21 protein-coding genes are annotated in these 25,645 nt (G+C 61.0%); 4 read left to right on the forward strand and 17 right to left on the reverse strand.

All coding sequences use genetic code 11. The features are described from left to right. Window positions 1–3 precede the first annotated feature (3 nt). The 7 genes from ACOOHD_RS09580 to rpe form a co-directional block, all read right to left on the reverse strand. Window positions 4–1,128: a DUF4249 domain-containing protein gene (locus ACOOHD_RS09580; protein WP_420461343.1), complete on the reverse strand. Its 1,125-nt coding sequence runs from the start codon at window positions 1,126–1,128 to the stop codon at window positions 4–6. Between the two features lie 49 nt (window positions 1,129–1,177). Continuing rightward, window positions 1,178–1,993 (reverse strand): MbnP family protein, encoded by an 816-nt coding sequence (locus ACOOHD_RS09585; protein WP_420461344.1) that lies wholly within the window; start codon window positions 1,991–1,993, stop codon window positions 1,178–1,180. Between the two features lie 14 nt (window positions 1,994–2,007). Further along, a complete protein-coding gene (gene cysN / locus ACOOHD_RS09590; RefSeq protein ID WP_420461345.1) occupies window positions 2,008–3,255 on the reverse strand; it encodes a sulfate adenylyltransferase subunit CysN in 1,248 nt (415 codons plus the stop codon). 123 nt (window positions 3,256–3,378) lie between these two features. Beyond that, complete coding sequence (gene cysD / locus ACOOHD_RS09595; RefSeq protein WP_420461346.1) at window positions 3,379–4,287, reverse strand: sulfate adenylyltransferase subunit CysD; 909 nt, start codon at window positions 4,285–4,287, stop codon at window positions 3,379–3,381. After that, a complete protein-coding gene (gene cysC / locus ACOOHD_RS09600; protein WP_420461347.1) occupies window positions 4,287–4,910 on the reverse strand; it encodes an adenylyl-sulfate kinase in 624 nt (207 codons plus the stop codon). The genes cysD and cysC overlap by 1 nt, the downstream gene beginning before the upstream one ends. 46 nt (window positions 4,911–4,956) lie before the next feature. Beyond that, window positions 4,957–6,213: a mandelate racemase/muconate lactonizing enzyme family protein gene (locus ACOOHD_RS09605; RefSeq protein ID WP_420461348.1), complete on the reverse strand. Its 1,257-nt coding sequence runs from the start codon at window positions 6,211–6,213 to the stop codon at window positions 4,957–4,959. A gap of 10 nt (window positions 6,214–6,223) precedes the next feature. Next, on the reverse strand, window positions 6,224–6,898 hold the full coding sequence (gene rpe / locus ACOOHD_RS09610) for a ribulose-phosphate 3-epimerase (RefSeq protein ID WP_420461349.1): 675 nt from the start codon (window positions 6,896–6,898) through the stop codon (window positions 6,224–6,226). 88 nt (window positions 6,899–6,986) lie between these two features. Between rpe and ACOOHD_RS09615 the strand changes: the two genes are divergently transcribed. Together ACOOHD_RS09615 and ACOOHD_RS09620 are read left to right on the forward strand one after the other, a co-directional pair. Further along, entirely contained in the window at window positions 6,987–8,012 is a 1,026-nt protein-coding gene (locus ACOOHD_RS09615; protein ID WP_420461350.1) for a DUF2279 domain-containing protein, read from the forward strand. Between the two features lie 15 nt (window positions 8,013–8,027). Further along, the gene (locus tag ACOOHD_RS09620) at window positions 8,028–8,960 is read left to right on the forward strand and encodes a DNA/RNA non-specific endonuclease (RefSeq protein ID WP_420461351.1); all 933 of its coding nucleotides are present in this window, start codon (window positions 8,028–8,030) and stop codon (window positions 8,958–8,960) included. An 87-nt stretch (window positions 8,961–9,047) separates the two neighbouring features. On the opposite strand, the gene ACOOHD_RS09625 is transcribed toward ACOOHD_RS09620, so the two are convergent. From ACOOHD_RS09625 to ACOOHD_RS09655, 7 genes are all read right to left on the reverse strand, one after another. Next, a complete protein-coding gene (locus ACOOHD_RS09625) occupies window positions 9,048–10,010 on the reverse strand; it encodes an electron transfer flavoprotein subunit alpha/FixB family protein (protein WP_420461352.1) in 963 nt (320 codons plus the stop codon). Window positions 10,011–10,061: 51 nt separating this feature from the next. Next, window positions 10,062–10,805 (reverse strand): electron transfer flavoprotein subunit beta/FixA family protein, encoded by a 744-nt coding sequence (locus ACOOHD_RS09630; protein WP_420461353.1) that lies wholly within the window; start codon window positions 10,803–10,805, stop codon window positions 10,062–10,064. A 54-nt stretch (window positions 10,806–10,859) separates the two neighbouring features. Next, the gene (locus ACOOHD_RS09635; protein WP_420461354.1) at window positions 10,860–11,792 is read right to left on the reverse strand and encodes an SMP-30/gluconolactonase/LRE family protein; all 933 of its coding nucleotides are present in this window, start codon (window positions 11,790–11,792) and stop codon (window positions 10,860–10,862) included. Window positions 11,793–11,862: 70 nt separating this feature from the next. Next, a complete protein-coding gene (locus ACOOHD_RS09640) occupies window positions 11,863–12,540 on the reverse strand; it encodes a phosphatase PAP2 family protein (RefSeq protein ID WP_420461355.1) in 678 nt (225 codons plus the stop codon). A 46-nt stretch (window positions 12,541–12,586) separates the two neighbouring features. Continuing rightward, window positions 12,587–13,363 carry a peptidase gene (locus ACOOHD_RS09645; RefSeq protein WP_420461356.1) on the reverse strand — a complete coding sequence of 259 codons (777 nt, stop codon included), beginning with the start codon at window positions 13,361–13,363 and terminating at the stop codon, window positions 12,587–12,589. Window positions 13,364–13,434: 71 nt separating this feature from the next. Further along, complete coding sequence (locus ACOOHD_RS09650; RefSeq protein ID WP_420461357.1) at window positions 13,435–14,460, reverse strand: alpha-E domain-containing protein; 1,026 nt, start codon at window positions 14,458–14,460, stop codon at window positions 13,435–13,437. Window positions 14,461–14,668: 208 nt separating this feature from the next. Continuing rightward, window positions 14,669–16,129, reverse strand: coding sequence for a circularly permuted type 2 ATP-grasp protein (locus tag ACOOHD_RS09655; protein ID WP_420461358.1), 1,461 nt, complete (start codon window positions 16,127–16,129; stop codon window positions 14,669–14,671). Between the two features lie 85 nt (window positions 16,130–16,214). Between ACOOHD_RS09655 and ACOOHD_RS09660 the strand changes: the two genes are divergently transcribed. Continuing rightward, window positions 16,215–19,586: a DUF2126 domain-containing protein gene (locus ACOOHD_RS09660; protein ID WP_420461359.1), complete on the forward strand. Its 3,372-nt coding sequence runs from the start codon at window positions 16,215–16,217 to the stop codon at window positions 19,584–19,586. Between the two features lies 1 nt (window position 19,587). Here the strand turns inward: ACOOHD_RS09660 and ACOOHD_RS09665 are convergent, their stop codons facing one another. The 3 genes from ACOOHD_RS09665 to ACOOHD_RS09675 form a co-directional block, all read right to left on the reverse strand. After that, on the reverse strand, window positions 19,588–20,211 hold the full coding sequence (locus ACOOHD_RS09665; protein ID WP_420461360.1) for a Uma2 family endonuclease: 624 nt from the start codon (window positions 20,209–20,211) through the stop codon (window positions 19,588–19,590). A gap of 28 nt (window positions 20,212–20,239) precedes the next feature. Further along, the gene (metG, locus tag ACOOHD_RS09670) at window positions 20,240–22,426 is read right to left on the reverse strand and encodes a methionine--tRNA ligase (protein WP_420461361.1); all 2,187 of its coding nucleotides are present in this window, start codon (window positions 22,424–22,426) and stop codon (window positions 20,240–20,242) included. Window positions 22,427–22,675: 249 nt separating this feature from the next. Then, window positions 22,676–24,733 carry a DUF4861 family protein gene (locus tag ACOOHD_RS09675; protein ID WP_420461362.1) on the reverse strand — a complete coding sequence of 686 codons (2,058 nt, stop codon included), beginning with the start codon at window positions 24,731–24,733 and terminating at the stop codon, window positions 22,676–22,678. 56 nt (window positions 24,734–24,789) lie between these two features. Here ACOOHD_RS09675 and kduI point away from each other — a divergent pair, with 56 nt between their 5' ends. Further along, the gene (gene kduI / locus ACOOHD_RS09680; protein ID WP_420461363.1) at window positions 24,790–25,644 is read left to right on the forward strand and encodes a 5-dehydro-4-deoxy-D-glucuronate isomerase; all 855 of its coding nucleotides are present in this window, start codon (window positions 24,790–24,792) and stop codon (window positions 25,642–25,644) included. Window position 25,645 lies beyond the last annotated feature (1 nt).

The raw sequence follows: 25,645 nt of genomic DNA on the forward strand, positions 1-25,645 counted from the left end.
CGATTATTCAGGCCAGCCTACGGGGCGGACGGGGGCGCGTCCGTTGCCCGTGCAGGGGGCCAGGGGGGGAACAAAGGGTCCGACGGAGGGCTCTAGGTTGATCGGCCGATCGCGACCCACGGGCTCGCCGGTGGCCGCGTCGCGAAAGATGTACCGGCGGTCGCTGGCCACCGAAACGGCCCGCACGTAGCCCAGTACATCCGGTCCGTCGGGGTTGACGTTAGCGAGGTTACCATGGAGCGCCGCAGGGATAGTAGCGTTGAGTCCGCTGTTACCCTCCACCAGATTATTGACCGTACGGCCGTAGGCAAAGGCTTCAGCCGTCAGTCCGTACTGAATACCTTCGACTAGTAGGCCCCCGTACTGCGTGAAGACGATATCCCCGATTTCATTGCCCGTCAACTGACCGCCGTCGAAGGCCTGGTCACTGGCAAAGAGGAACCGCCCGCCGGCCACCTCCCGGTAGCAGCCGTCCTCCCCCTCACAGAGGTAGTCGAAGGTCTGCCGGTTGCGGTCGATGACGTTGTCCGGAATGCAGACCCCATCGCGGTAACGGCCCCCGACACAAGTAGCACACACCGTTTCCCGCTCCCAGTAGCGGTAGTCCCACTGGTAAAAATTGCGCTCGTCGGCCGGGTCGGAGCTATCGAGCAGCACCCGAAATACCGGCACGAATCGTCCGCGTGCCTCATCAAAGCGCCCCTCCTGGTCGAAGCGTAGCCGTACGTCCTGGACCTGGGACTGCGGCGGCACGACCTCGGGGGCCGACACCGCTTCGGTGCCGTCCGGAAACGTGACCCGGATATTCCACTCCTCCCCCGCGCTGGCCCGGAAGTCAGCCGGCGGGAGGTAGCGGCCGGGATCGTCCTCACTTGCTTGCCACTGCACCTGCGCCCCCGCCCGTTCTTCTGCGATGACGGTAGCAATGGCCACCTCCTCAAATTCCAGTTCCACGACGCGGAAGTTACTTTGTCGTACGCGGACCTCGCTGAGCCCAACTCGATCGGCAATATCACCCTCCACCAGGTAGAAGGGGCCCTCCAATTGGAAGTCCGGGGTAGTGGGCTCGATGCAGGCCGTGAGTAATAGGCTAAGCAGCAGTGCGGCGGTATAGGAGTCGTAGGTCATGCGCGCCGGTGAAGGTAGGTTGATTATAGTCGCTCTCTGAGCTAGTATCCTAGGGCGGAGTAAAGGATAAAAAGGACATGTCCCCGCCAAGCTGCTCGGCAATAGTGGCACTATCCGCCCCCAAGTCTATGTGCCGCAGTAACTCATCAATCTGGGCACTCAGGTCGATCGTCGTAGCCTGTCCCCGCAGTGGTAGCACCTCCCCCCCGAAGTCGACCACGAAGGGTACGCTACCGTAGGTGGACACTGATAGCGTATCCGTGCCAGGGTCCAGCACGTACTCCAGTCGCGCCTGCACGTAGCCCCGGCCGTCATTGTAATTGAGCCGGCCGGGTTGGGTACGAAGGGCATCGCCCGTCGGGGCCAGGAAGGGCACCACCGTGCGGTAGCGGTCGGGCAGACCGTAGGTACCAGTGAGCGCGGTGAGTCCCGCAGTGCCGGTGCGCAGGGTACCGATATTGGTGGTGGTCGGCGTGGTGGTGGCCAGCAGGTAGTTGCCGTTGAGGGTGACGGTGGTCGTATCGCTGCCGACTAGTGTGTTTAGTTGTACTGGACGATTGGGCTCCGGAAGCTCCGTAGTAGCCGACCGTAACTGTAGCTCCCCCAGGTAGTAGCGAAAACGTACCAACGTGAAGGAATCACCCGCCGCCCGGTATGGATAGCGCTGCCCCGCTATTACGGCCTCATCCTCCCAGCGAGGCGTGATGCGTAGGGAATAGGCTGGGTACGTGCAACAGTCCAGACAGCCCAGATCTGCCTGTAAATCGTAGTTCGCCGCGTCGGGGTCGATGCAGCCCGTCTGGTCCTCGTAGCAACCGGCGGCGCAGAGGGTAAGGAGTAGACCGTACAGCAGCGGGAGGCGCATGGGTGCGGAAGGAGTTAAATAATCATACCGGCCGCGACGGTATCGTTGGTCTGCTCGTCGACCAGAATGAGGCTGCCGGTGATGCGGTTGCGGCGGTAGGTATCGGTGAGTAACGGCCTGGTAGTGCGTAGCAGTACGCGGCAGATGTCGTTCATCTTCACCTCCTTATTTTCCTCGTCGCGGTGCAGGGTATTAATGTCCAGCCGGTAGCGTACCTCCTTGACGATGCAGCGGGCCTCCTGCGTGGTATGCATGACGGCATATTTACCCCGGGGTTGCAGGGGCCTCTCGTTGAACCAGCAGAGCATAGCCTCCACGTCTTGGGTCACCTCCGGCTGGTTGTTCTCGCGCACGATCATGTCGCCGCGGCTGATGTCGATGTCGTCTTCGAGCAGGAGGGTTACCGACATGGGCGGAAAGGCCTCCTCCAGCTCTCCGTCGAAGGTGTCGATCTTAGCGATGGTGCTGCTGAAGCCACTCGGTAGCACCGTCACCTTGTCCCCCTTTTTGAACACGCCCCCGGCAATACGCCCGGCGTAGCCTCGGTAGTCATGGTAGTCGTCGCTGTACGGCCGGATCACGGTCTGCACCGGTAGCCGGCAGTCGATGAAGTTATTATCGCTGCCGATGTGTACGTTTTCCAGTGAATACAGCAGGGTGGAACCGCCGTACCAGTCCATGTTCTTGCTGCGCTCTACGACGTTATCGCCGAGCAGGGCGGACATCGGGATGAAGTCCACGTCCTTCACGTCGAGCCGGTGGCTGAAGGTGCTGAAGTCCTCCTTGATGGCCTTGAAGGCTTCCTCGGAGAAGTCCACCAAGTCCATCTTATTGATGCAGACGATCAGGTGGGGAATCTGCAGCAGGGAGGCAATGAAGGCGTGCCGGCGCGTCTGTTCCACTACCCCATTGCGGGCATCTACGAGGATCAATGCCACGTTGGCCGTACTGGCTCCCGTCACCATATTGCGGGTGTACTGAATGTGGCCCGGCGTATCGGCGATGATGAACTTCCGCTTCGGCGTAGCGAAGTAACGGTAGGCCACGTCGATCGTGATGCCTTGCTCGCGCTCGGCCTTGAGTCCATCGGTGAGTAGCGCCAAATTTACACCCTCCTCTCCGCGCTTGGCGCTGGTCTGAGAAATAGCCTCGTACTGGTCCTCAAAAATTGACTTCGAGTCATACAACAGCCGCCCGATGAGGGTCGACTTGCCGTCGTCGACGGAGCCGGCGGTGGTGAAGCGAAGGAGCTCAGTATCCATAAGTAAGGGGTAAGGGGGTAAAGGAGTTATGGGGTTAAGGCGGTCGGCAAGGGGGGGTATCTACCCGCGAAGCGGTCTACCCCCAAACGCGTCAGCGAGGGGTCTACCCCGGCAAAGCCGGGTCTAAAAATACCCCTGCTTCTTCCGGTCCTCCATAGCCGTCTCACTCCGCTTATCGTCCGCCCGGCCGCCCCGCTCGGTCTTGCGGGCGATACTGACCTCGGCGATGATCTCTTCGAGGGTGGTGGCGGTAGACTCCCACACGCCGGTGGTGGTGATGTCGCCGATGGTGCGGCAGCGCACGCTTTTGGTCACCAGGGCCTCCTCGGGGCGGCGGGGCAGGAACTCGGAGTCGGCTAGCAACATGCCATCCCGCTCGAAGACCTGGCGCTCGTGGGCGAAGTAGAGACTGGGCAGTTCGACCTGCTCGACGGAGAGGTACTGCCAGACGTCGAGCTCGGTCCAGTTCGAGATCGGGAAGACGCGGAAGTGCTCGCCGAATTGCTTGCGGCCGTTGAAGAGGTTCCAGAGCTCGGGGCGCTGGTTCTTGGGGTCCCACTGGCCGAACTCATCGCGGTGGCTGAAGAAGCGCTCCTTGGCGCGGGCCTTTTCCTCGTCGCGGCGGCCTCCGCCGAGGGCGGCGTCGTATTTGCCCTTCTCCAGAGCGTCAAGCAACACGGCCGTCTGTAGGTAATTGCGGGTGGCGTTGTAGCCAGTCTCCTCGCGGACCATCCCATTGTCGATGGCCTCCTGTACGGAGCCCACCACTAGATTGGCCCCAATACGCTCCACCAGGGCATCGCGGTAGGTGATGGTTTCGGCGAAGTTGTGTCCGGTATCGACGTGTAGTAGGGTGAAGGGCACCCTGGCGGGGTAGAAGGCCTTGACGGCCAGGTGCACCATTAGGATCGAGTCCTTGCCGCCGCTGAATAACAATACGGGGTTTTCGAACTGGGCGGCGACCTCGCGCAGCACGAAGATGCTTTCGGACTCGAGCTCGCGCAGGTGGTTGAGCTGGTAATTAGCGGACATCAGCGGGAAGTTGGTTCGGAGGAGAGAGACTGAATGGATAAGGGTGTAATCAGGGCAGCGATCAACCGCTCGGCGGCTTCGGAGACGGTAAGGCGCTCGGTGGCCAGGGTCAGAAATGGAGCGGTGGGTGCTTCGTAAGGAGAGTCAATGCCGGTAAAGTCCCTGATCTCACCGGCGCGGGCCTTGGCGTACAGCCCCTTCACGTCACGACGTTCACATTCCTCCAGGGGGGTATCTACGAACACTTCGTAGTAGTCCTCACCCAAAATCTCGGCGACTCCGGCACGCAACTCCCGGGTCGGACTAACGAAGGAACATAGCACGATCGCGCCGGCTTCGGCGAATAGTTTAGCTACCTCAGCCACGCGGCGGGTATTCTCGCGGCGGTCCTCCAGACTGAAGCCCAGGTTGCCGTTCAGCCCGCTACGGACGTTGTCCCCATCGAGCACCCGGGTAAATACACCCCGTTCGAATAGTCGGCGCTCGACCGCCGCGGCAATCGTACTTTTCCCGCTACCCGACAGCCCCGTAAGCCATACTATTCCCCCCCGGTGCCCGTTAGCGGTTTCGCGCTCGGTGCGCTGCACCAACTGGTCATGGATGGGGTGAATGTGCTCGGCCATATCCTGAAATAAGGCGCGAAGATAGGCAAAGCATGCACTACTTCCACTAAGCCGGTACGATGCGGTGCTTCGCCAAAAAGTCGGGATCGATCTCTACCCCGCTACCTTTCCCGCGGGGCAGGTGTAGAATACCGTCCTCGGGCACCAGCGTAGAGGTAGCACAGGTGAAGGGCACCTCGTCGCTCACCCCCTTAAATTCATGGTAAGGCCCCGCATTGGGTACGGCCGATACGAAGTGCATCATATATACGTAGCCCAGCCCCGTGCCACTGATGTGCGGCACCGTAGTATACCCCCGCGCCGCGGCCATGCGGGCCACCTTCATGCAGCGCACCATACCCCCAAAGTAAAACAGGTCGGGCTGCACCATTTGCACCGCGTCGTTACCGATGAGCCAGCGGAAGTTGCGCAGACTCACCTCGCCGCCCCCGGAGGCGATGGGGATGTCGACGGCATCGGCCGTAGCCTTCCAGTCCTCGTAGTAGTCAGTCGGCACGGGCTGCTCGTAGAGGTCGATGCGGTGCCGCTCCAGCAACTTGCCGATGCGGATGGCCTCCGCGCCCCGGTAGCTGCCGTTGCAGTCGGCGTAGATCGTAATATCATCCCCGAAGGCCGGCCGCATCAGCGGGATCAGCGCCTCGGTACGCCCCGGCACCTCCTCGGGGTTCTCGCGCCGCCCGCCGCACTTGAACTTCACGGCCTTAGCCCCCGTCGATTCCCGCAGCTCCTTAATTCGTTCCAGCGAGGCCTCAGCGCTTAGGTGGCGGTTATTATTAGCTTGGTAGATGGCGATCTCCGTGCGCTCTAGGTCACCAACCAGCTCGCCCATGCTCCTTGCCGCGATACGGCCCAGCATATCTAGGATGGCCATCTCAGCCGTCGCTACGGGGATCCAGAGGGCGTACCCCTGGTACTTATAGTTATTCTGGTACAGCGTCACGTCTTCCATCAGCCGGTCCAGGTCACGGGCGTCCTTACCCACGAAGAAGGGGTTGACTAGCTGCGTCTGTATGGGATAGAGGTGCGGCATGCGGATGTTGTGCCCGGAGCAGTAACCCACCGCCCCGTCCGTGGAGCGTACCCGCACGAAGTAGCTGCCCTGGTGCTCCAGCAACTCGCAGGTTTCGATAATTACGGGATCGGGGAACAACTCGCGCCGCAGTACGGGGCGGGCCAGCGCGGCGTCCAGATCGGCATAGTTGGGCGGGGGCGCAGGTGCGAACGGTGTAGAACGGGCAGCAAGACCGGCCCCAACCCCAGCGAGTCCGGCAGTGGTCAGAAATTTGCGGCGGGAGTGTGGCATGATCGGTAGTTTAGACGTAAGATACCGGATTGGCATCGATCGCCTTTAGTTGCGCGATCACCCTGGCCGGGTCCTCCGCCCCGAACACCGCGCTGCCCGCCACCAGCACCCGCGCGCCCGCCTCCAGTACCTTCTGCGCATTCTGCAGCCCAATGCCCCCATCGACCTCGATCACCGCGCGGGAGTTGTGCACCGCGATCAGCTCAGCCATTTGCCGCACCTTCGGAATACTCTGGTAGATGAATTTTTGCCCCCCGAAACCCGGATTGACGGTCATGATCAGCACCACGTCCAGGTCCTCGATCACGTTTTCCAGGTGGGCCACCGGAGTGTGGGGATTGAGCGCCACACCGGCTTTCACGCCGGCCTCCTTCATCTGCTGAATCACCCGGTGCAGGTGGGTGCAGGCCTCGGCGTGGACGGTGAGCCCCGTAGCGCCGGCCCGGGCGAAGGAGTCGATGTAGCGCCCCGGCTCCTCGATCATCAGGTGCACGTCGACGTACTTCTCCGCCCGCTCCGCAATCTGCTCGATGATGAACTGCCCGAAGGAAATGTTGGGTACGAAGCGGCCGTCCATCACGTCGAGGTGAAACCAGTCGGCCTCACTGGTATTGACCAGCGCGATGGCGCGGTCCAGGTGACGAAAATCGGCGGCAAGCAGGGAGGGGGCTACGAAGTGGGACATCGGTACGGATCGATTTGCACCGCGCAAAGCTACGCCGCCGCAAACCAAGCCGGCCCGGCCGGCCGTTACTATCCGTAGCCCCCGGTATATGTCTACACTTCTACGCGCTCTGCTTTTCTCGCTATTGCTTGCACCTGCGTGCAGCGCCCTTCTGGCACAGACTGCGGTAAGATCACTGCGCTACGACTATACCCTGCGCGACCCCCTGGCCGGCACCGCCCGCGACAACTGGCTCACGCCAGCGGCCGAGTTCAACCGCTCGCGCTTCTACACCTCGGTCGGTAGCGGTACGGCAGCCTATGCGGGTTTCGGGGTGGGCCTCTATTCGATCTGGTACAAAGGCTACGAGCTCGAACCCTTTCACACCTTCAATGACTGGCCGGAGTGGGAGCAGATGGATAAGGCCGGCCACGTATTTACGGCCTACTTCTTCAGCCGCTCGGCCTTTGCCGGACTGCGCTGGGCGGGGATCAAACGACCGGCCGCCCGCTACGCCGCCCTGGGGGTAGCCAACCTACTACAGGGTACCATTGAAACCATGGACGGCTTCAGTAGCAACTGGGGCTTCAGCCTCAGCGACATGGGTGCCAATCTGGCCGGGAGCCTCGTCTTTACCCTACAGGATGCACTGTGGCACGAGCAACGCATGCTCATCAAGGTGTCCAATGACTTCCGCTCTCCCCCTGACATCCTGGTCACGAACGGTAACGGGGCGCAGTCTAATCTGGGCTATATCGACCGCCAACGCTTCGGCGATAACCCCTTCGAGCGCTTCCTCAAGGACTACAACGCCCAGACCATCTGGCTGAGCATCAATCCGGCTGCCTTCGCCCCCCGCAGTCGACTACCGCAGTGGCTCAATATTGCAATTGGTTATGGAGCCGAGGACGTTTACGGGGCCTACTTCAACTCCTGGGGCGAGGGCGGCGAGCGCTTCCGCTACGATCCGGAGCGGTACCGGCAGTGGTACCTGAGCCCCGATCTTTACCTCAGCCGCATCCCTACCAAGAAGCGCTGGGTGCGCCTTACGCTCGGTATCCTCGACTTCATCAAGCTCCCCGCCCCGGCCCTGGAATACAGCCGCGGCAAGTTCTACGGGCGATGGCTGCGCTGACGTACCTTCGGGCCCATGGCAAAACTTCGCCGCAATCATGCTTCTCGGGGTAGTGCTGCCTCCGCCGGCACTATCGTGAAGGTGAGCGTCTTTGCCGCCATCCTCGGCGGACTCGTATGGGGCTTTCGGGAGTTCGGGGATACGTCAGCGGGGGGAGGGGCCCCCGGTGTAAGTCAGGTGCAAACTACTGGAGACGCTACTTATTCCGGGGAGGCCTATTTCCTACCTACCGGCTCCGACGGGCAACTCGTGGACCACGGCGGCTTCGTGCTAGCCTACAACGAGGAGTGGGAGCAGGCCGACTGGGTCGCCTACAGCCTCACGCGCGATCACCTACAGCAACAGTGGACGGAACGCGACGATAACTTCCGCGAGGACCCCCTAGTACGCACCGGCTCGGCTACCGTGGGTGATTACCGGGGTAGCGGCTACGACCGCGGCCACCTGGCCCCCTTTGGCGATTTTGCCTGGGATGCGGAGCTGGCCGATGCCACCTTTTACCTGTCTAACGTGAGCCCCCAGGCCCGGCAGTTCAACCAGGGCGTCTGGCGCGAGCTCGAGGAATTGACCCGCGACTGGGCTAATCGGGAACGGCAGCTTTATGTTGTCACCGGTCCGGTAACCACCGAAAACCCGAAGTTTTACATTGGTCGCGATAACCGGGTGGCTGTTCCGCGCACGTACTTTAAGGTGCTGCTCGACCTCGAGGACCCCCAGCAGAAGGGCATCGGTTTTGTCATTCCCAACGAGATCAGTTTCGATCCGCTCACAAAATACGCCACCAGTATCGACGAGGTAGAGCGCCTTACCGGCCTCGATTTTTTCCCCGATCTGATGCCGGATGATCTAGAGGAGGAGATCGAAGCGGTCGGTAATCCTGACTTTTGGCTATTTAGCAAGAAGAAATACGACCGGCGCATGGACCAGTGGAATAAGGTAGATCAGTAGGACAGCAACCGGGCGCGGCGCCGGCACTAGGGCGTAATAGGCGTTGGACGCTTTAAAGCGTCCAACGCCTTAGCTCACGCGCAACGCTTAGCCTTGCTTATACCTCTTCACCGCCTCCGTCAGCCGCGGCAGCACCTCGAATAGGTCGCCCACCACCCCATAGTCGGCCGCCTTGAAGAAGGGCGCATCGGCGTCTTTATTGATCACGACGATCGTCTTGGAGTTGTTGACACCGGCCAGGTGCTGAATGGCCCCACTGATGCCGGCGGCAATGTAGAGGTTGGGGCGGATGGCCACGCCGGTCTGTCCCACGTGCTCGTGGTGGGGGCGCCAGTCGCTATCGGCCACGGGGCGGCTACAGGCGGTGGTGGCGCCGAGGGCTTCGGCGAGATCTTCTACTACACCCCAGTTTTCGGGACCTTTGAGTCCGCGGCCGCCGCTGACGACCAGTTCGGCCTCGGGTAGGGGGACGCGGCCGCTAGCTACCTGATGCTTGACGACTGTCGTTTTGGGCTCGGGTACGGGAATATCGAGTGACTCGACACTACCCCCGGACTGGCCGAGCTCCTCTACGGGGATGGAGTTGCCCGCCACACTGATGACCTTAACGTCGGTAAGCACCTGCACCTCGGCGAAGGCCTTACCGGAGAATACGGGTTTGCGCACGGTAAAATAGCCATCTTTCATCATAGGGATGGCATTGGCTCCGGGTACGCTACCGGCCTCCAAGCGCGCAGCTAACCGCCCGGTGATGCTCTTACCGGTGCTGTTATGCGAAAGCACGATGACGGTAGCTCCGAGCTTCTTGGCTGCCTCGGCAATAGCAACGGTGTACACCGCCGCATCGAATTTTTCTAGGTTCGGACTACTTACCCGGTGCACCTTGCTGGCACCAAAGCGTGCGAGGTCCTCGGCACCCGTTGCATCTCCCAATACGAGAGCATGACACTCTGTGCCAAGCACGTTGGCCGTTTTTCTTCCGTAAACGACCACCTCGTGGGCCATTTTCTTAAACTGGCCATTCGTAGCCTCCGCGTATACAAGTACCATGGGGTAAGAGGATTAGGGATTGAAGGGAGAGGGGATTAAAGGGACAGGGGACTATATGACCTTTGCCTCTTCGTGCAGTAGACGTACCAGCTCGTCCATGTCATCGGGGTCGATGAGCTTTACGCTGCCCTTGTCGGCGAGCTTATCGTAGTGGGCAATGCGGGTGGTATCGGGGAAGTCCGTAGGCTGCACCACGTTGAGCGGTTTACGTTTGGCCATCATGATACCGCGCATGTTGGGGATGCGCTGCTCAGCGAGTCCTTTGGCGGAGCTCAGGGCAAAGGGAGTTGGGACCTCGATAACCTCCTCGCCGCCCTCAATGTCGCGGGTAACGGTGGCTTTGCTACCCTCGACTTCCAGTTCGATGGCCTCAGCGATGTAGGGTAGGTCCAGGAATTCGGCTACCATAGCCCCTACCTCGGAGCCGTTGTAGCTAATGGTCTCCTTACCGAAGAAAATAAGGTCGTAGCTCTCCCCACGAGCATACTCGGCAATTTGGCGGGCGGTGTAGAGGCTATCTTTCTCTTCACTGACGTCGATACGGACCGCATCGTCGGCACCGATGGCCAATCCCTTGCGGATCACAGCGTCGTTGTCGGCGGGGCCTACATTCAGAATGGTGACCGATCCGCCGGAGGCCTCCTTAAGTTCCAGGGCACGCACCAGAGCGTACCACTCATCGTAGGGGTTCATGATGTACTGCACGCCCGTAGTGTCGATGTCACTACCGTCGCCGGTAAGCTGGATCTTGGTGGTAGTTTCGGGCGTCTTGCTGACGCAGACTAGCAGTTTCATACGGTGGGTCGTTTGCTCGCAAATTTAGCGAAATTTCGCTGAATACTATTGTGCTTACCGCGCGAACTTCGAGATGGTGAACGGTAGCACCGGGCTCCCCCCGGGCCCCTGCTGATCGAGCTGGGCGTTGACGACGAGGAGACTATCGGACGTAGCGGCGATGGTGGTGGGGAAGCGGAAGGCACCCCCCGTCACCTGTACGACAGTGCCGGAGGAATAATCGTCGTTCATCTCGATGGTGACTACCTCGGCGTTCATATTGCGGACTACGAACAACAGGTTGTCGTCGAGCTCGATACCGTCGCCGGCCGTGAGCGGGTAGCCACTGACGGTCACCTGGGTGACGGACTTATCGCTCACGTCAATGCGGTAGAGGTTACCGGTGTTCGACTGAATGGACAGCAGGTAGCGGTCGTCCGGGGTGATGGCGATGCCGTTGAGATTGAAGCTGGCACCGTAGTCGATGACGGTGCTGTCTAGTTCAAGCCAGGTCTCCAGGCTATCACCACCGCTATAGCGGTACATAACGGGAAAGTAGGAATTGGTTAGGTAAGCTGTTCCGTCGCTGGCTACCGTCACATCGTTGACGAAGGTGCTATCGCCCGTGGGTACTTCCTCACTGCTTAGTTGCCGGACCTGGTTAGATCCGAGGTTCAGCACGTAGGCCGACCCGGTAGGGCCACCGGCGATGTAAAGATCCGTACCGGACACCTCCATACCCAGCGCGGCACGGATACGGTCGCCGGTAGTACCTAGCGGCTGCAAACGCATGTCTGTCTTAGCCCCGGCAAAAATGGTACCGTTCACCGTAGAGCCGGTATAGACGCGGTCGGTGGCATCGTCGTAGGCAATTCCCTCGGGAAAGACGGCGTCGTTCGACACGATGAGTTCTACGGTGGTATTGGCTACGGGGCCGGGCACATCGTCGTCATCCTGGCAGCTGGCTAGGAAAAGAAAGGACAGGGCTAGGGGAAGAAGGTAGCGCATGGGCTTCGGGTAGTTTGTTAGCTGCTCTAAATGCGTGGAGGGGATTATGGTTCGGTGCGGCTGCCCTTAGTCAGGATCGGCGTCGGCGGTGTACCACCATCACTGCACCTGCGACCCCGCCGCCCAGTAACGCTCCCGCTGCGGCGTCCGTCGGCCAGTGTTTGCCCGCCTTTACGCGAAGGAAGCCCGTGCTCAGCGCCACCCCCATGGCCAGCAGACGTCCCAGCCAGGCCCCCCGCCGCCCGTCGTAGGTGCGCAGGAGCTCCGCAAAGAGGACCGCCCCGGCCGTTGCATTGGCCGCATGACCGGAGAGAAAGGCCGCCCGGTCCCTGCGCGTGAGGGGCCGGTCAAGCTGCCAGTCCTGATTATACACATAGGGGCGCGGCCGGCTTACCGTGTTTTTCAATAGGCTAGAGGCGGCAAAGGTGAGCAGCATCGTCTCCAACCAAAGCAGCAGCACCGTGGGGTAATGGGGGCGCGTACGCGGGTGCAGCGAAAGGAGTAGGGGCAGCGTGGGCCCGCCGTAGAGTCCCGCATCGGCCAGGTTGCCGGCCCGCCGATTGCGAACCGTATAGCCCAATCGGTCGAAGGGGTTGATCTCCTTCCCGGTGTAGTCGCCGGCATAGGGGGTGTACACGGGGGTGTCGTCGCGGTGATCGGCGTAGATGGCGGCGGCTAGGAGGGCTATACCACTTAGTAGGATGGACAGCTCGCGAACGGGACGGGTAGCTAATGGATTATGTGTCACGGTTTGGTGTTACAGTGGCTACGCTCCGTGGGTTCACCTACCCCCCCTACTGCTGCTGCTGCGCCACCTGGATCTGCCGCACCTTATCCTCCTTCCCCTGCCGTTCCACCTTCGTGACCAGATCATCGATCCAGTCATCGGGGATCTCCTTAATCACCTCCCGCAGGCGGCTGCCCCACATGGCGCCGAGGTGGCCGGTGTCCGTCTCATCGAAGCGGGTCTCGTGCATGAAGCCGGTATCCTTGTGGTAGATGACCATGTCAATGGGGTAGCCCACGTCGTTGGCACTCACCCGCGTAGAGTCGAAGCTCAGGAAGCCGCACTTGATGGCGAAATTGAGGGGGCTCTCGTAGGTCAGCGTACGGTTTAGGATGGGCTTACCGTAGCCCGAATTGCCGATGATGGTAAAGGGGGTAGCCTCGCCGATCTCGATCCAGTTGCCCTCGGGGTAGAGGAGGTAGAGCTTGTGGTCCTTGTCGTTTTCGAGCTGCCCGCCTACGATGGTGAAGAGGTTGAAGCTCAGGCCCGAGGCGGCCAGACTAGCCTTGTCCTCATCGGCCACCCGGCGCAGCTGCTCGCCGAAGGCATTGACCACCTTGTACATCTTGTCGAAGTGGCTGCTCTCTTCCAGCACCTCCTCGAAGTAGGTCACGGCCTTATCGCGTACGGAGCGCAGGCCGGAGGTCATCAGGAAGATGTTGTTCTTCCCCTGCTTGTGAATGGAGATCTTCTTGGCCGAGGTGGTCTCGGAGCCGGAGGTGATGCGGGTATCGGCGATGGCTACGAGGCCTTTTTTTACGCGGATGCCTAGGCAGTAGGTCATGGGGAAGGGGTTAGGGGCTAAAGGGGTTAAGGACTAAAGGACAGGGCAGCTCGCTTCGCTCGTCTAATCAGCTAACCAGCCATCGACTGGCTCTGTGTGCCATTGGACTGCGACTGCGTCTGCGATTGGGTAGCCGGTTTGGGATCTGACTCGACCGAGTTGAAGTAGGTGCGGTCGATGTCGTCGTGGAGGGCGTAGACCTCGGAGAGGGCGTCGTTGAGGTATTCGATGGGGTTGTCGCTGATGGCGTCGTAGTCAAGGTAGCGGAAGTAGGCATAGAGCTTGCCGGCGCGGAATTGTACGGAGTCGCGCACGTCCGATTTGCCGTGTAGGCGCTCCAGCAGGCCGACGATGCGCTGCATGTTATAGGTGATGGAGCGGGAAAACTGTGGGTGGCCGATCAAAAACTCCAGCGTAGTGCGCCGCGTCTGCCGCCGCTGGTAGGCCCGGCGGTGCATGTCGAAGCCCTCGACGACCTTGAGCAGGATGGTCTGCTGATAGAGCTTGAGGACCTTATTTTCGTTGGGGCCGCCGCTGTCGGAGATCACGTCGCCGTCGTGCAGCTTAGAATTGATAATACGGATCACCTGCGCTACCCGCTCCAGATGAATGCCCAGCTTCATGAACACCCAGGCCTGGTCGTGCAGCAGCGTATCGTGAATGCGCGAGCGGATGATGGCGCACTGCCGGCTTACCTCGAAGGTGTAGTCGTAGAGGCCGCGTACGGCGAAGTCCTCCGGGTCGGTGCCGTTGCTATTGACGTAAAAGGTATTAATGGCCTCCCACAATTCCGTGGAGATGACGTGCCGTACGCTCCCAGCATTTTCCCGTGCCGCCCTTACTGTGGAGCGGATACTGGTGGGTACGCCGTAGTCCATGCCCACCCGCTGCAGCACGTCCACCTCCACTAGCTCCTCTCCCTCTTCCCAGGTGCTCCCGTACATATTCAGGATCGACTTGAGGATGAAGTCCTTGCTCTGGCTCATCGGCGCATCCAGCATCGAGAAGTACTGCACGCGCAGGTAGCGGGCCAGGTGCTCGGACCGCTCGATGTAGCGGCCGGTCCAGTAGAGGGTGGAGGCGATGCGGGCTAGCAAGGGGGTGGGGGGTTGTTGAGTGGGTTAGTTGTTGGGTTATTGCGTAGCCGTTATCGGAGGTGTTACGTGCGTTGCAGGTGTCACAGGTATTATCTGAGGGCGGGCCCGCAGGTGCAATGTAACACCAAGACGAGCGAAGCGGTCTACCCCCAAAGGGGTCTACCCGGCCGAAGGCAGTCTACCGAGGCCCGATGCCAATCGGGACGAGCTACGCGATGACCCAGGTATCCTTGCTGCCGCCCCCCTGACTAGAGTTCACGATCAAACTTCCCTCCTTCAGCGCCACACGGGTGAGGCCGCCCTTAAGAATACGCGTCTTATCGGCCCCAAGCAGGGTGAAGGTGCGCAGGTCGATGTGGCGGGGGGCAAAGCTGTTCTTGTCCTCGATGTAGGTGGAATGGGTCGAGAGCATGATCTTGGGCTGGGCGATGAAGTTGCGGGGGTCGGCCTGAATCTTTTTGGCAAGTTCGTCGAGCTCGGCCTGGTTGAGGCGGTCGCAGATCATGACGCCGTAGCCGCCGGACATATCGACGGGCTTTACTACTAGCTCCGACAGGTGCTCCAGGGTATACTTGAGGTCCTCGGGCCGACCACAGATATAGGTCGGCACGTTGCTAATAATGGGCTCCTGCTTCAGGTAAAAGCGGATCATATCGGGTACGTAGGCGCAGATAGCTTTGTCGTCGGCGATGCCGGTGCCGGGAGCATTGACGATGGTGACCCGGCCCTTGGCGTAGGCGCGCATGAGTCCGGCCACGCCGAGCATGCTATCGGGGCGAAAGACCTCGGGGTCGAGATAGGCATCGTCGATGCGGCGGTAGATGACGTCCACCCGCTGCCGGCCACTGATGGTCTTGAGGTAGACCGTATCGTCGTCGACGTAGAGGTCGGGCCCTTCGACCAGGTCGCAGTCCATGAGCCGGGCCAGTAGGCTATGCTCGTAGTAGGCGGAATTGAAGGGGCCGGGGGTGAGCACTACGCAGCGGGGAGACTCGTCCCGCGGGGCAGCCACAGACTGCAGCGTCTGGAGTAGCATGGCCGGATAGTCACTCACCTCTTCCACCGGCACCTGGCGGAACATGCCGTAGAGCGTCCGCTTCATGGCCGCCCGGTTGGAGAGCACGTAGCTGACGCCGGAGGGGCTACGCAGGTTATCCTCCAGCACGTAGAACTTTCCGTCGGTGTGCCGCACCAGGTCCGTGCCGCAGACGTGGGTGTAGATGCCTCCCCGGGGTTGGAAGTCTTCCATACCCTTCACGTAGTGGGTGCTACTCATCACCAGGTCCTCGGGCACGATCTTCTCCTTTAATATGGCGCGGGGGCCGTAAACATCCTTCAGGAAGAGATTAAGGGCCGTGTTGCGCTGCTCCAGCCCCATCTGCAGCTGCACCCATTCCTCCTGGTCGATGATACGCGGGAAGAGGTCGAAGGGGAAGATCTTTTCTTTACCGCCGCCATCCTCGGAGTACACCGCATAGGTGATGCCCTGGTTCAGAAAGCTCAGTTTCGCGCTCTCGTTAAGTCGCTGGAAGTCACCGGCGCTCAGCTCATCAAATACTTCACGAATGGCCGGGTATCTGGAATAGTGGTGGCTAAAGTCGCTGAAGACCTCGTCGAGCGTACCCTCCGGCACGGTGTAGTCGGTGAAAAGACCGGTAGGTGAAGGCAAGGGGCAAAGGAGTTAGGGGGCGGGGGGCAAGTGTGAACGGGCAACAAAGTACAACCGTGGGGTATATATCACCTACCTTGCTCCCATGCCCACCCGCGTAGCCCTCCGCCACCACACCAAGTATACCTACGACCACCCCGTCAAGCTTTGGCCCCAGGTGATTCGGCTACGCCCCGCCCCCCACGCACGCACGCCCATCCACGCCTATAGCCTCAAGGTGCAGCCGGACAATCACTTCATCAACTGGCAGCAGGACCCCTTCGGCAACTACCTGGCCCGCGTGGTCTTCCCCGATAAGGTGAAGGAACTCATCATTGATGTAGAGGTCATCGCCGATCTAGTCACCTTCAATCCCTTCGACTTCTTCCTGGAAGAGTACGCTGAGACGGTGCCGTTCAACTACGAAGAGCAGGCGAAGAAGGAACTCCTACCCTATCTGGAGCTATCGGAGAAAAGTGAGCTTTTGGATGCCTGGATGAGGGAAGGGGCGGGACCGCAGGTGCAAGCTGATGGAACCGGAGAGCCCACCGTCAACTGGCTCGTCCGCCTCAACCAGCGCCTAGCCAACGACATCCACTACAACGTGCGCATGGAGCCCGGCGTACAAACCTGCCAGACCACCCTAGAGCGCCGCAACGGCTCCTGCCGCGACTCGGCCTGGCTGTTGGTGCAGATCCTACGCCGCTTCAGACTGGCCGCCCGCTTCGTCTCCGGTTACCTCGTACAGCTCACCCCGGACGAAAAAGTGCTCGACGGACCCAACGGTCCCGAGCAGGACTTCACCGACCTGCACGCCTGGGCCGAGGTTTACCTGCCCGGGGCCGGCTGGGTGGGGCTGGATGCTACGAGCGGACTCTTTGCCGGAGAGGGCCATATCCCCCTGGCCGCTACCCCCGATCCGGCCAGCGCCGCCCCCCTAAGTGGGTACAGCGAGCCGGCCGAGGTGACTTTCGACTTCGCAAACATCGTAGAGCGAGTACGCGAGACGCCGCGGGTGACCAAGCCTTACGACGAGCAGCAGTTCCAGGAATTTCTCCAGTTGGGTGACCGGGTCGAAGAGGCGCTACAGTCCGGCGACGTCCGCCTCACCATGGGCGGCGAGCCCACTTTCGTCTCCGACCACGACATGGAGTCCGAGCAGTGGAACGAGGCCGCCGACGGCAAGGACAAGCGCCGCCTGGCCTACACCCTGGCCGAAAAACTGAAAGCCGAGTTTGCGCCCCGGGGCTTCATCCACCAGGGGCAGGGCAAGTGGTACCCCGGCGAACCCATCCCCCGGTGGCAGTACGCGATCTACTGGCGGGCCGATGGCGAGCCGCTCTGGCAGGACCCCGCTCTGCTAGCTAACCCCACCGAAGACTACCAGGTCACCGCCGAGCGGGCCGGCAGCTTCGGGCGTGCCCTGGCCCGCCGGCTCGACTTACCCACCGAGCACTGTCAGCCCGCCTACGAAGACACCTTCTACTTCCTCTGGGAGACCGGCAACCTACCCACCAACGTCGACCCCACCAAAATCGACCCCCTCGAAAAGCTCGAGCGCCGCACCCTCAATGACCTCCTCGACGTGGGCCTCGATAAGCCCAAGGGCTACGTCCTGCCCCTCGCCTTCGACCACAACGAGGGCCGGTGGGAAAGCAGCCACTGGGAGATGAAGCGCGAGCACATCTTCCTGCTGCCGGGTAATTCCGGCATGGGCCTACGACTGCCCCTCGACCGACTACCAAAGGACACGCCTGCCGATCGCCCCGTGGAGCTTGCGGCTAGTCCCCAGGAGCAGCTCGGTGCCCTACCCGCTTATGGAGATACACCGGCAGGCATCGCTCCTTCACCTGATTCATTACACCTGCGGCCGCGCCCCCTGGTACGTACGGCGCTCTGTCTAGAGCCGCGCGAGGGACGACTCTACCTTTTCCTGCCGCCGCTAGAAAGTGGGGAAAGCTTCGTGGCCCTATTGCACGCCATCGAGCAAACGGCCGTCGCCCAGGAACTGCCCGTCGTGATCGAGGGCTACCAGCCGCCCAGTGATGCCCGGCTGACTAAACTCGTCGTGGCCCCCGACCCCGGCGTCGTAGAGGTCAATGCCCAGCCCGCCGCCGACTGGCGCGAGATCGTACATAACTACGACCGACTATTCGACCTGGCGAAGGAGAGTAAGCTGGGGACCAATAAATTCATGCTCGACGGCCGGCATACCGGCACCGGGGGCGGGAACCACATCACGCTAGGCGGTACCACGCCGGCCGATAGCCCCCTGCTACGCCGGCCCGACCTGCTGCGTAGCTTCGTCAACTTCTGGCAGAACCATCCGGGACTGAGCTATTTGTTCAGCTCGGCGTTCATTGGACCGACTAGTCAGGCGCCGCGCGTAGACGAGGGCCGTCCCGACATGCTCTACGAGCTCGAGATCGCCTTCGGACAGCTCGACGCCCACCCGGAGCCGATGCCCTGGCTGGTGGACCGGCTGTTCCGCAACCTGCTCATCGACGTGACCGGCAATACGCACCGGGCAGAGTTTTGTATTGACAAATTGTACAGTCCGGATAGTGCCACCGGTCGCCTCGGTATCCTGGAGATGCGGGGCTTCGACATGCCGCCGCATAAGGAGATGTGTCTGGCGCAGTTACTACTGATCCGGGCGCTGGTGGCGGCATTTTGGGCCGAGCCCTACCGGCGTCCGCTGGTGCGCTGGGGTACGGCGCTGCACGATCGCTTCCTCCTGCACCATTACGTCCGTGAGGATTTGCGGGAGGTGTGCGAATACCTCCGCGAGGCCGGTTTCGACTTCAAGTTGGAGTGGCTGGAGCCGTTTTTCGAGTTCCGCTTCCCGGTGCTGGGTACGGTGCGGCAGGGGGAACTCAGGCTGGAACTACGCAGCGCCATAGAGCCCTGGCACGTGCTGGGCGAGGAGCTGGGGAGTGCCGGAACAGCCCGCTACGTCGACTCCAGCGTGGAGCGGCTGCAGGTACGGGTCACGGACTTCAACGCCGACCGCTACCGGGTACTCTGTAACCAGGTCGAGGTGCCCCTCTCCTCCACCGGCCGGGAGGGTGAATACGTGGCCGGCGTGCGCTATAAGGCCTGGAACCCGCCCTCGGCGCTCCACCCCACCGTGAAGCCCGACGTGCCGCTGGTCTTCGACATCTACGATAGTTGGAACGGCCGCAGCATCGGGGGCTGTACTTACCACGTGGCTCATCCGGGCGGGCGCAGCTACGATACCTTCCCGGTCAATAGCCTGGAGGCCGAGAGCCGGCGGGTGAACCGCTTTTGGGATACGAACCATAGCGTCAAGCAGGTGGAGCATATCGTCATGCAGGGCGGCGGCGCCGATACGTTGCCGGGGGCGCAGGTGCAGTATGTTTCGGAAGAGAGCAACGCGGGCGTGGCAAGCCTGGAGGTGAAGCGGGCGCCGGCGCAGCGGGAGTTTGCGCGGACGTTGGATTTGCGGCGGGTGTAGGTTAGGTAGGTAGTAAATCCTCTACCTTTACCTGTCCGCAAAACGGACTTTCAAACGTAGCATCTGCGCCATACCTTCGTAAGTTGTTGTATTCCCCAGCTTCTACATTAGGCTCTAGATGCAGTTCGATTTGATTTGACCTTAGATCGACGATCCAGTACTCTTGGATACCGGCCAGAGCGTAAAGTTTAGCCTTTGTTGAGCGGTCGTAGGGAAGGGTAGCGTCGGACACTTCAATGAGCAGATGGACATCCTCAGGAATGGGCTGCCCCTCTCGCTGTTGGTAGCTCTCAGGATTAAAAACTAGAAAATCAGGTTCCGGCTCCGAATATCCGGAGATAGTCAGTGGATTTTGAACTCCGTACTGGTACCTAGTTTGGAACTTAAGAATGAAGTAGACATTGATCTTATCTACGCAGTCGCGGTGTCGTTTTCCAACGGGCATCTTCTCATTTAATAAGCCAAAAAGCAACTCGACCCGGTCATTCTCGGTCAGTAGCCCTTTGGCGATGGCATCGTGGTAGCGCTCCACAGTCCAGGTAAATGGATGGGGGGCCGCTTGCTGGGGCGTGAGCAGCTCGAGATTATGGGAAGGGTTGGAGGTAACAGAGGCAAGGGCCGTCATAGTAGCTAAGATAAGAAAATTGGCTGAGTTACCGCACTACCAGTCCGTTCCCAAAACCAATCGGCGGCGCTACGAAGACCAACCGCCCCGCCGCATCCTCCGCCATCAGTATCATCGCCTCGCTGAGCACCCCGGCCATTTTGCGGGGAGCCAGATTGGTGACTACGACTACGGGCTGGCCGGGCAGGTCCGCAGGGTCGAAGTGCTTGGCGATGCCGCTGACTACGCTGCGCTGCTCGCCACTGCCCAGGTCGATGGTCAACTGCAGGAGCTTGTTCGACTTTTTGATCGGCTCCGCAGTGAGAATAGTGGCCGTGCGTAGATCGAGCTTGGTGAAGTCGTCAAACTCGATAGACGGCTTAGTGGCTGGTCCTTCTAAAATTGCTGCGTTAGTTTTCGTGGGTGCTGCCGGGCTCGGAGCGGTGGTACCGGGCCCATCCCGCTCCACCAGCGCTGCTACGAGCTTATCCCGTTGCCGCTGGATGATCTTCAGCAGCGTATCATCCTTACGGTCCACGATCTTGGGGAACAGCACGCCGGCCTGGCCGATTTGGTGGCCGGGCTCGATGAGGGGCCGGCCGGAGGCGAGTAGATCGCGGGCTACGGCCCAGTCGCCATTGGTTACAATCTCCTGCTTGAGCACGGTGCGCAGCTTGGCACTTACGAGAGGCACGAAGGGGTGAGCGGTCAGTGCCAGCACCGCCGCGATCTGCACGCAGTTGTACATCACCACGGCAATGCCCGGATCGTCGGGATCGGCCTTAGCCAGCGACCAGGGCGCTGCCTCCTGGAGATAGGTATTGCCGTAGGTGGCTAGCTCGACAAAGGTGGTCGCCGCATCCTTGAAGCGAAAGGCCTCGAAGTGGGTAGCGAGAGTGGCCAGACTGTCTTGCAATTGCCGTTGCACCTGCGGCCCCGCCCCAGTCCCCCGTCCCTCCGTCCCTTGTCCCGCCGGCACCCGGCCATTAAAATACTTGTGCATAAGTACCGTCACCCGATTGAAGAAATTACCCAGCTTATCGGCCAGGTCCTTGTCGTAGTACTCGGTGAAGCCGTCCCAGGTAAAGTCGGCATCCGATTGCTCGGGAAGGTTGCGGATGAGGGCCCAGCGCAGGGCATCCTCGCCGTTGGGGAAGTCCTGGAATTCCTCGACGTACTCGTGTAGCTCGATGCCCCAGCCGCGGGACTTGGAGAACTTATCGCCCTCGAAGTTGAGGAACTGGTTGGCGGGCACGTTCTTGGGTAGCACGTACTGGCCGTGGGCCCGTAGCATGGCGGGGAAGATGAGGCAGTGGAAGACGATGTTGTCCTTGCCGATGAAGTGGATGAGCTCGGTGTCGGGATTTTGCCAGTAGTCGCGCCAGTCGCGGCCGTGGTCGAGGCACCACTGCTTGGTGCTGGAGATGTAGCCGATGGGCGCATCGAACCAGACGTAGAGCACCTTGCCCTCCGCCTCGGGGTGCGGTACGCTGATGCCCCAGTCCAGATCGCGCGTGATGGCCCGGGGCTGTAGGCCCTCGTTGAGCCAGCTCATGCACTGGCCGATCACGTGTTTTTTCCAGGTGGCGGGGTCGTGGAGCTGTACGCCGTCGACGGTGCCCTCCTGGATCCAGGTGCGGAGGAAGTCCTCGTGCTTGGCCAGGTCGAAGTACCAGTGCTTGGTCTTGCGTAGCACGGGCCTGGTGCCGCTCAACACCGAAACCGGATTGATGAGCTCGGTCGGTGAGAGGTCGCTGCCGCAGTTTTCGCACTGATCTCCGAAGGCCTCGGTATAGCCACAGCGCGGGCAGGTCCCCTTGATGTAGCGGTCGGCTAGGAACTGTTTAAACTCAGGGTCGTAGTACTGCTCAGTGGTTTTGACGATGAACTCGCCGCCCTTCCGGTCGAGGGTGCGGAAAAACTCCCGGCTGGTCTCGTGGTGCAGCGGCGCGCTCGTGCGGTGGTAATAGTCGAAGCTGATACCGAGAGCGGCGAAGCTGGCCTTGTTAAGCGCGTGGTACTTATCGATGATGTCCTGCGGCTTAATGCCCTCTTTCTTCGCGCGCAGGGTGATGGCCGCGCCGTGCTCGTCGCTACCGCAGACCCAGAGCACGTCCTTACCCATCAGCCGCAGGTAGCGGGCGTAGAGGTCGGCGGGCAGGTAGGCACCGGCTAGGTGGCCGAGGTGGAGGGGACCGTTGGCGTACGGCAGGGCGGAAGTGAGCAGGTGGGGCATGGCAGTAAGCTAGTGTGCGCAAAAGTAGCATACCGGCCGGCGAGGATAAAAAGTGTATTAACATTAATTGTCTACACCAACAATCTCGTTAATTTTGTCGTACTGACAATAACACTATAAATAATGACGCTTTTACAGCAGCTATTCTATTTGTTTTACTTTTCGACACTGTAGCTATTAGACACTTTTAGACACAAACACATTTTCGGTGCAGCGGCGGGCCTTGGTCCGCCGCTCCTCTTTTTAGGACTACTCGATCACCCGTGCAAACCCCTCCCGCGTACCAAAAGCCGCATTACCAGGCTCCCAGCCCGCGGTGAAGCGGTACGTCGTAGGCTGCCCATCCGTCAGCTTCAGCCGTAGGTAGTAGGTCGAGCCGACGGGCGTATCGTCGGGCGTGAACTCGCCCTGCCCCAGCACGTCATCTTGCTCGGCCGAAACAGCCATGCCCAGCGTATTGTCCAACTCCGCCTGCGGACCGTAGGTGTACATTACGAAGCGATCACCCCGCTGCTCGGTGTACACCGTATCGCTGTGCAGATTGACGATCCCGGTCAGTAGCTCCTCATCCCCCCGTAGCCCGGTCAGCGTCACGCTGGACCCATAGCCGTAGGTGCCCGCTTCGATACTAATCTCCCAATCTAGATCGAGGGTGCGGCCGGCTACCTCCCAGCCATTGTAATCGAGCAGGAAGCGGGAGCGCTCGGGTGTTTCCTCCAGGATGCGGAAGTGCTCCTCGGCCGCATCGCCCAGTCGGTACACGCTATCGCCGATCATAAGCCCGATACTGCCTGCGCCGAGGGAGTTGCCGACTTTGAGCACGTCCATGCCCCAGGGCTGTAGCTCGTGATAACTCTCGACCTCCATGCCGACCTTATCAAGAATCATATCGTTGGTGCGCTTACCGAATATGTCGATGCCATTACGCTCATCAAAGTAGAGCCGAAATCCGACGTTCTCGTTTTCCCACATAGGCCCTTCGCTCTGGTAAACGGGGGGTAAGATCTGCCCCAGGTGGTCGGTGTCGCGGGTGGCCTCGGTGAGCTCGTTCCAGTTACCGGCCTCGTCGTGGCGTGCCATGCGGATATTCGTTCCACCCATACCCGGACTCATCCTCGTGTCGCTGAGGCGGTTGAGGGCCTCCAGGTAGTAGTAATCGCCGTAGTTGATGTTGACGTCCACCTCGGCCACGCGGGCATCCTCGCCGTTGTTGAGCATGCGCGGCTTATTGCCGGTCTGGTGGCGGAGCAGACCGCCCATCGGATCGTCCGCAGCGGCCAGGTACTCCGGACTGCTCAGCGCCAGTAGTAGCCGTTCGGCGACATTCCGGTATTTCGCCTCTCCCGTAGCCTCACTCAGGGGAACAAAGGCGCTTGCCGCGATGGCCGCCGCGCTGGCATCCCGCTCCTCCCCCGGCGCATCGAAGTCCCAGTAGGGAACCGTATCCGCCGGCAGGTTTTCTATGAAGTAGTCAGCTGCAGAGATGGCCCGGTCGAGGTAACGCTGCTCCCCCAGGTCCTGGTACATCTCCGTAAAGCCGTAGATGGCCCAGGCCTGTCCACGCGCCCAGGCCGTCTCGTCGCCCTTGCCCTGGTGGGTGTGGCGGCTACGTACGCTGCCGTCGGCTGGATTGTAATCCACCACGTGGTAGCTACTCCCATCGGGACGGAACTGCTCGGCGTCAGTACGGTCGGCGTGGGCGCGCACCATCTCCAGGTAGCTACTATCCCCCGTCTCCCGCGCCGCAAAAGTGAACAGATGCAGGTTCATCATATTGTCCACGATGGTTAGGTGGTTGGTATCGGCCCGGTCCCAGCTGCGGATGGTGCGCGTGGTGGAGTTAAAGCGCCCGGCTCCGGTACGGGCGGCCGTAAGCAGGGGCTGTAGGTAGGTAGCCGTATCGCCGGTCAGCTCCAGGGCCTTGCCGAAGCTGGAGTACATGATGAAGCCGATGTCATGGTTGCGGTCGTAGGTCTGGTTGGGCCGTAGGGTCTCGGTCCACATTTTGGCAGCGGCAAGCACCTCCGGGTCCCGGTCGTAGGCGTACACCTGCCAGAGGATACCGGGGAAGAACCCGCTGGTCCAGTCCTCCCGGTCGACCTGCCGCCAGGTGCCGTCGTCCCAGGCATTACGGGGTAGGCCGGCGGCGGTATCCAGGGTGGTCGCGGCGTGCAGGTACTTTTCCTTCGCCAGGGAAAAGATGCTGTCTGTCGATAAAGCGGGCGGGGCCGCAGGTGCAGGGCTTTGTTGAGCGAGTACGGGCCGCAACAGGCACAATAGGACCAGCGAAGGAAGTAGAATGCGCATAGTGAGTCAGTATGATCTGCCTAAAGTTAGTCCGGACTATTAACTTCCGTGTATATTTGACGCAGAAAATTTTACGACTCATGGAAATGCGCTACGGCGTCCACCCCGACCACTTCAAGACCCAGACCACAAACGAGCTCCGCGACGAATTTCTCGCCACCGGCGTGATGACCCCCGGGGCGGTCACCCTGTTTCACTCTTTCTACGACCGCTTCATCTTCGGGGGCGCGGTGCCTACCGGCGGAGCGCTGCGGCTGGAAAACGACGACGCGCTACGGTCCGACTACTTCCTGGAGCGCCGCGAGCTCGGCATCCTTAACCTCGGCGGAGCCGGCAGCGTGACCGTAGACGGCACCGACTACCCCATGGCCCGCTTCGACTGTCTGTACGTCAGCCGCGGCTCCCGGGAGGTGACCTTCCGCAGCGACGCGGCCGGGGAGCCCGCTAAGTTTTACCTCAACTGCGCCCCCGCCCACCGGGAGTACCCCACCACGAAAGCGACCCAGGCCGAGGCCAACCGCATCGAGCTCGGCGACGAGGCCCACGCCAATAAGCGGGTGCTCTACCAGTACATCCATGAGGATGGTATCCCGAGTTGCCAGGTCGTAATGGGTTTCACGGAGCTTGTAGCGGGCAACATTTGGAATACCTTTCCTCCCCACACCCACGCCCGCCGCATGGAGGTGTACCTCTACTTCGATCTGCCGGAGGACGAGCTCGTCATGCACTTCATGGGTAGCCCCGGGGAGACTCGCCACCTGGCCGTCCGCAACGAGGAGGCCGTGATCTCCCCACCCTGGTCGATCCACAGTGGTGCCGGCACGGTGGCCTACCGCTTCGTCTGGGGCATGGCCGGTGAGAATCAGTCCTTCGCGGACATGGACGCCGCCCCACTCTCCACCATCCGCTAGT

The organism is Neolewinella sp., assembly GCF_965214665.1.
Classification (GTDB): Bacteria; Bacteroidota; Bacteroidia; order Chitinophagales; family Saprospiraceae; genus Neolewinella.